Here is a 7,059-nt window from a genome sequence, read left to right as displayed (position 1 = left end):
CCTACGACCCCGTCACCCACCAGACCAACAACAAGATCAAAACGACTCCCGAGACGGCTCCGGCGGCATAGAGGTTGACTCAGGAAACTCACGCGCCCACCTCGCTCGGCTCAGGAGCGGCGACGGCCAGCTGCCGGTCCCAGTCGGGGCTGGGCACCTGGTCGGTGACGGCGACCACGCCGCCGGGCATCCAACGGGCGGTGCCCAGGAGTTCGGTGTAGATGCCGCGGAACCCGTCGATGTTCTGGCGGAGGGTGAACTGCTCGATCACCCGCAGCCGGGCGCCCTCGCCGAGCCGGGCGCGTCGTTCGGCGTCGCGCAGCAGCTCGATCGCGGCGGCCGCCATCGGCTCGGGCTCGCGCGGCGGGACGACCAGACCGGTGTCGCCGACGGCCTCGCGCACGCCGCCGACGTCGGTGGAGACGGTCGCCCGGCCGCAGGACATCGCCTCGATCAGGGTGAACGGGAAGCCCTCGCTGATGCTGGAGAGCATGACCACGTTGCCCGCCGCGTAGGCGTCGGTGATGTCGGCGACGCGGCCCTCGAAGGCCACCGAGTCGGCTATGCCGAGCTCGGCGGCCAGGGCTATGCAGCGGTCCCGGTACGCCTCGCCGCCCTTGGGAGTGCCGCCGAAGAGCCGCAGTCGCGCCTCGGGGATCTCGCGCCGGACGATGGCGAACGCCCGGATCAGCGTCTCCAGGTCCTTGATCGGGTCGACCCGGCCGGCCCAGCTGAGGGTCGGGGTCTCGGGCTCGGGGCCAGCCGGCGGGAAGGCCGCCGGGTCCACCCCGTTGTAGACGGTGCGGATGTGCGAGGACGGTGTGCCGCCGCGCTCCTCCCAGCGCCGGTTGTACCGGTTGCCGGGGGTGACCAGCGCGGCCTGCCGGTAGCTCTCCTCGGCGAGCATCCGGTAGAAGCCGAGCAGCAGCGCCTTGACCGGCCAGCGGTACGGGCCGGTGCGGTAACCGAGGTAGCGCTCCCGCAGGTAGATGCCGTGCTCGGTGAGCAGAAACGGTACGCCGTACTGCTGAGCGGCTATCAGCCCCGGCAGGGTGGCGAGCCCGCCGCTGGCCGCGTGCGCCACGCCGTCCTTGGGCGGCTCGACCGAGAGCGGCCGCAGGGCGTGCTCCAGCAGGTCGGTGGCGTTCAGGGCGTCGTGCAGGGTGGGCCGGGAGACGGCGGTCGGCAGGTAGTCGCGGGTCCACACGTGCTGGAGCGTGCGCAGCGCCCGCTCGCTGCGCAGCGCCGGGCTGAGCAGCCCGCGGCGGGCGAGGTCGGCGAAGTTGTAGAGCTCGGTGCCGAAGTGGGTGGTGTAGACCGGATCGAGGACGGAGTGCAGGAAGCGCTCGTACGCGTTGAGGAAGCCCCGCATCTCCTTGCCGCGGGGCGGCCGGGCTTCCGAGGCCGGGCCCCACAGCGGTGCGGTGGTGACCGACCGTACGTTGGCGGGCAGTTCCCAGGCCAGTGGTTCGTGGCCGGTTCCGGTGACGGCGATGACGTCGAAGTCGACGTCCGGCATGCCTTGAACGAGCTGGTCGCACCAGACGCTCACGCCGCCGTGCTGGTGCGGATACGTCCCCTCGGTGAGCAGGGTGACGCGCATTCCTGTCCCCCTCCTGTTCTTGCGTCGGTTCCGGCCTGGATGGCCGGAACGGGAGCCGTGGCGGGGCCGGGCCGGGCGAGGGCCCGGCCCCACCAGCGGGTGGTACCGGTTACCGGTGGTCGGAGCGTCCGGTGGCGCTGCTCGGCGTGGCCGTCCCCCCAGAGGCCTTGCCGTTCCCGGCCGCGGCGTGGCCGCCGTCGCCGTTGGCGCCGTTGCCGCCCTGACCGATGGTGCCAGCGGCGACGCCCTTGCCGGGCACCGGGGTTCCGCTACCGGGGACGAGCGACGGAGCCGGCTTGCGGGCGTTGTCGCCCGGACCCACCGGGACCGGGGTGGCGACGCCCTGCGGCACGACCTTCTTGTCCGCCGGCGCCGGGGCCGGGACGGACTTGGCCGCCACGCTCGGCGCGACGGCGGCCGGAGCGGCCGGCGCGGACGGCAGCTGGAGGGTGATGCTGCTCTGCAGCGCACCCGGGGACACCCAACCCGAGAGCGTACCGGCGTAGGACGACCCGAACCCGGCCGTCCCGATGGCCAGCTTCTGAGCAGTTCCGGTCGGCATGGTGGCCTGCACCTGAACACCGGCCGGCGCGCTGACGGTGACGGTGTTGCCGACCCGGTAGGCGGTGACCTGGCCGGCGGCGATCGCGGCGTTCCAGGCCGCCCGGCGCTGGAACTCCTGGCCGATCTCACGCTGGCTCAGGTTCACGATCGGGGCGTTGTCCGCGTGCAGCGAGCGGTAGGTGCCGAGGATCTTCTCCAGCACCGGGTACAGGATGCGGTCCTCGGACAGGTTCGACTGGTGCACGAAGTGCGGCCGCGGGTCGTTGTTCAGCACGTGGCCGAGGTCGATCCGGGCCTCCAGCGGCACGATGTACGACTGGTAGCCGGTGTTCACGTCCAGCGGTTGCGGCAGGCAGGTCGAGTTGGCGTTGTTCTCGCAGACACCGCTGCCGCCGTTGGCCTTGCTGGTGTAGATCCAGTTGTACTCGTCGGTCTCCTCCTTCGCCGTACCGGCGTTGTAGAAGACGTTCATCGGGTACCGCGGCACGGTCAGCGTGGAGGAGCCGACGGCCCGCTGGCCGGTCTCCCGGGAGGCGTCGCTGGCGGTGAACCTGATGCCGTTGGCGGCGAGCGCCGGCGCCAGGTTCGGGTTGTCGCTGGTCTCCTGGGGAGCGGTCAGCAGCCCGGAGTGCTCACCGGTGACCAGGGTCTGCGGGTCGAACTGGAGGCCGTGCGCGGTGGCCCAGTCGGCGTTGTTCTTGATCTGGCCGGAGATGGTGGCCTGGTCGACCCAGACGGTGCCGCCCGAGGAGTTCTTGCTGCACACCCACGGCACCACCGTGACGTTCTGGACGCAGCCCAGGTACGGGTGGGTGTAGGTGTGGTTGACCCACCGGTAGGCGGCCTGGTCGGCGATCATCTGGTTCGCCGTCGGGTCCACGGTCGTCTCGTGGTCGGCCTTCCAGTCCTCGCTGCCGCCACCGTTGAACACCATGTCCAGGGTGAAGTTGTTGGCGGCCTGCCACTGCTTGAGGTGGTTGGCGTCGTCGACGGACATCCGGATCGGGTTGGCGGCGTCCGGGGTGCCGGGCGGACAGGTGACGTCGCCGGGGGTGCACTTGAGCACGGTGTCCCAGCGGTCGTCGGCCAGGAAGACGTCGTCCACGTGGGTGGCGAAGTAGTTGCGGTCGTAGCCGAGGTGGACGCCCTGGGTGAGCCAGTCGACCATGCCGCGGGCCAGCAGCCGGTACTGCTGCTGGTACTGGTTGTAGACGAACGTGACGACCAGTTCCTTGCGGCCGTCGTGGGTGTACTCGCCGACCAGCGAACCGCGCGCGGTGCTGCCGGGTATCGGCGCGTCGACCAGCGGGACGAACGAGGCGCCGGTCGGGAAGGCGGCGAGCGGGGTGGCCAGGTAGCCGTAACTCTCGCTCACGTTCGGGTCGTTGTCCTCGAACGGGACACTGCCCTTGAGGTACCCGAACGGGCCCGAAGTTCCGGCCGTCGTGGTGGCGCCCTGGAATCCGTCGAGGGTGCCCACGAATCCGGGATTCTGCGCGTAGTTCAGGCCGACCGCCGGGTTGGCCCAGGTGTACGCGTCGATCTGGCGGACGTTGAATGCGGCCTCGTAGGTCGCGATCGCGGTCATCTCCGCGGCACTGTTGGGGAAGGGGTTTTCGTTGGGCAGCACGATGCCCTGGAACTTCCCCCGGGGCTGACCGTTCAGCGTGTCGCTCAGGAAAGCGGCGTTGATGACGGGACGGTTGGGGTCATTGAGGCTGACGACCTTGTAGGGCGTGCCCTGGCTCTTCAGCTCGGCGGTGATGGCCGCGACGGACGGGCCGCCGTCGTCGACGACCAGGACGGTGAGGTCGATCCTGGACGGCGCGGTGTCGCCGTGGGCCAGGGTGGTCTGCAAGCCGCTGGCCAGCAGGACTGCCGCCGCGCACGCGGCGACTCTTCGGGTCGCTCGACCCATGGTGATCCTCCCCTTGGGGCAGGCGTCGCACTGCTCAAGCGCTCGCCTGCCCGTGTCGCTGTTCGCGGGCAGCAGGCTGCCCGGGCCCATCCTGGTCGAGGGACGGCGGTGCGAGAGACCGAATGGGCGAGAGTGCAGCGAACCTGTTACCAACGTTCATGGCGAGGCCATGAAGGCGCTGATTGTGACCGGAACCGTACCGGTGGCGCAAATAGTGAATTGAAAATGAAAAACCGGAAGCTGAGTGCTACAGGTGGTTACCGAGGGTGTGGCTCAGTGGGCGGGCGGGGGCACCTGCACTGTCGCCGTTGCGCATGCCACTCTTGCACAACTCGCCGCCGCGCTGGGCAGGTTCATGCAATATCGAGCAGTGCTGTGCCACGGGACAGTCCGAAATTGCAATGGAGGCACTCGCGGCGTCGATCAGCATACCGAGTCGGGGGGATTCCGGAGCGTACGGAATGCGTCACCGGAGGCTGCCGGAACCCCCCTGGTGGGACGCCGTTCCCGGCGCACCCGGTGTCCGGGATCCGGACGGGCTCCGGGTGGCCGGACGGGTGGCCGACGGGCGTCCGGCGGGCGGATTCCGCGGCCCGGCGCCCCCACCCGGCGATGGCCTGAATCACACCGCGCGGGCCGGTCGGCGCTCCGCACGGGACCGGCCCCGGGGGCCGGACGACGCGCCGGGGCCGGGCCGGACGAGATCCGGCCCGGCCCCGGGAAGGACGGAAGGACGGGAGGACGGCTCAGCGGACGGCTCAGCCCTCGTTGATCAGACCCTCGCGCAGCTGGGTCAGCGTCCGGGTGAGCAGCCGGGAGACGTGCATCTGGGAGATCCCGATCTCCTCCCCGATCTGCGACTGGGTGAGGTTGCCGAAGAACCGCAGCATGATGATCCGGCGCTCGCGCGGCGGCAGCTTGGCCAGCAGCGGCTTGAGCGACTCCCGGTACTCGACGCCCTCCAGCGCGAGGTCCTCGTAGCCGAGTCGGTCCGCCAGCGGCCCGTCGGTGTCCTCCTCGCCGGTGCTGGAGTCGAGCGAGCTGGCGGTGTACGCGTTGCCGACCGCGAGGCCCTCGACCACGTCCTCCTCGCTGACCCCCAGGCAGGCCGCCAGCTCGGCGACGGTGGGGGAGCGGTCCAGCCGCTGGGAGAGCTCGTCGCCGGCCTTGGTCAGCGCCAGCCGCAGCTCCTGGAGCCGCCGCGGCACCCGGACCGACCAGCTGGTGTCCCGGAAGAAGCGCTTGATCTCGCCGACCACGGTGGGCATCGCGAAGGTGGGGAACTCCACCCCGCGCTCCGGGTCGAACCGGTCGATCGCCTTGATCAGGCCGATGGTGCCGACCTGGACGATGTCCTCCATCGGCTCGTTGCGGCTGCGGAAGCGCGCCGAGGCGTACCGGACCAGCGGCAGGTTGAGCTCGATCAGGGTGTCGCGGACGTAGGTGTGCTCGGTGCTGCCCGGGTCCAGCGAGGCCAGCCGCAGGAACAGCGATCGGGAGAGCGTCCGGGTGTCCAGTCCCGAGCCGGGCGGCGTCACCGGTCCAGCGCCGGGACCGGGCGGTCGGAGCGGCTCGACCCGTGGCCGCGGGACCAGATCCTCGGCGACGGCCGTGCCGTTGGCCCGGCCGGCGTGGATCTCCGCAGTGCCCAGCTCTCCGGACATGCACCCACCCCCTTGTGACTGTCAGTTGAACGGGGGCCGTCGCGCGGAGGTTCCCGGCGAGGGCCTTCCCCCTGCATACCGGAACACGGTCCACGGCAAACCCGAACGTCGCAAGATGTCACGCCGGAGTAACTCGCTGCAATCTCACTCTTCCCAGGAGTTGCCGGTCCGAAGCCTGGTCAGGATCCGCGAGAGCAGCCGGGACACGTGCATCTGGGACATCCCCAGCTCGGTGCTGATCTGGGACTGCGTCAGGTTGGCGAAGAACCGCAGCATGACGATCCGCCGCTCCCGCTCGGGCAGCTGGACCAGCAGGTGGCGGACCATGTCGCGGTGCTCGACCTCGGCCAGCGCCGAGTCCTCGTAGCCGAGCCGGTCGAGCAGCGCGAGCCCGCCCTCGTGCTCCTGCGCGGCTTCCAGGGACGCCGCGTTGTACGCCCGCCCGGCGTCCAGGCAGGCCCGTACGTCCTCCTCGGGGATCCGCAGGCTGGCGGCGATCTCCGGCACCTTGGGCGCCCGCCCGTGCAGCACCGTCAGCTCCTCCATCGCGCCGCTGACCTGGACCCACAGCTCCTGGAGCCGGCGCGGGACGTGCATGGTGCGGACGTTGTCCCGGAAGTAGCGCTTGATCTCGCCCAGGATGGTCGGCAGCGCGTAGGTGGGGAACTGGACGCCGCGGCCGGGGTCGAAGCGGTCGATCGCGTTGATCAGGCCGATGGTGCCGACCTGGACGACGTCCTCCATCGGCTCGCTGCGGCTGCGGAAGCGGGTGGCCGCGTAGCGGACCAGCGGGATGTTCACCTCGATCAGGGCGGCCCGGACGCGCTCCCGCTCGGGGGCGTCCGGGGGGAGTTCGGCGAGCCGCTCGAACAGCACCCGGGTGAGCGTCCGGACGTCCACGGCGGGGCGGCCGCCGGGGCCGCGCAGCCGGTCCGGCCGGAGCTCGCCGGCCGGGCTGGTGATCGCAGCCAGCACATCGTCCAAGGACACCTCACCCCTCCCAAAGTCGTCAACGGCGGGCCCTGCGGATCGGGTGTCGCGGCTGGTTTCACTACCTCGCCATGTCCGGCAAAACCGGTCATAGCATCACAAGGTGGGCACACGTCGGGCAAGCACCCGGTGGAGGTGTGTTGGTCGGGCGTTCGGCCCTTCCCGGGCCCGCCGGCGAGCGCCGTGCGGATCGTTCCGGGACGTGCCGGGGGGGGGGGGGGGGGAGGGGGAGGGGGGGGGAGGGGGGGGGGGGGGGGGGGGGGGGGAGGGGGGGGGGGGGGGGGGGGGGGGGGGGGGGGGGTTGACCCCCCAGCGTTCCC

Annotated in this window: 4 protein-coding genes; all 4 read right to left on the bottom strand. The window is 71.1% G+C overall.

Annotated features, from left to right (window positions below; all coding sequences use genetic code 11):
- Positions 1 to 88 precede the first annotated feature (88 nt).
- Positions 89 to 1,603, bottom strand: coding sequence for a GT4 family glycosyltransferase PelF (gene pelF / locus ACZ55U_RS29685; RefSeq protein WP_465530877.1), 1,515 nt, complete (start codon positions 1,601 to 1,603; stop codon positions 89 to 91).
- Positions 1,604 to 1,712: 109 nt separating this feature from the next.
- The gene (locus ACZ55U_RS29680; RefSeq protein ID WP_465530875.1) at positions 1,713 to 4,085 is read right to left on the bottom strand and encodes a hypothetical protein; all 2,373 of its coding nucleotides are present in this window, start codon (positions 4,083 to 4,085) and stop codon (positions 1,713 to 1,715) included.
- Between the two features lie 758 nt (positions 4,086 to 4,843).
- A complete protein-coding gene (locus ACZ55U_RS29675; protein ID WP_465530873.1) occupies positions 4,844 to 5,749 on the bottom strand; it encodes an RNA polymerase sigma factor SigF in 906 nt (301 codons plus the stop codon).
- Positions 5,750 to 5,893: 144 nt separating this feature from the next.
- Entirely contained in the window at positions 5,894 to 6,676 is a 783-nt protein-coding gene (locus tag ACZ55U_RS29670; RefSeq protein ID WP_355250166.1) for an RNA polymerase sigma factor SigF, read from the bottom strand.
- Positions 6,677 to 7,059: the final 383 nt, after the last annotated feature.

The organism is Kitasatospora sp. NPDC034533, assembly GCF_055575155.1.
The sequence above is the reverse complement of the archived record's forward strand: the minus strand, read 5'-3'. Positions and strand labels throughout refer to the sequence as shown.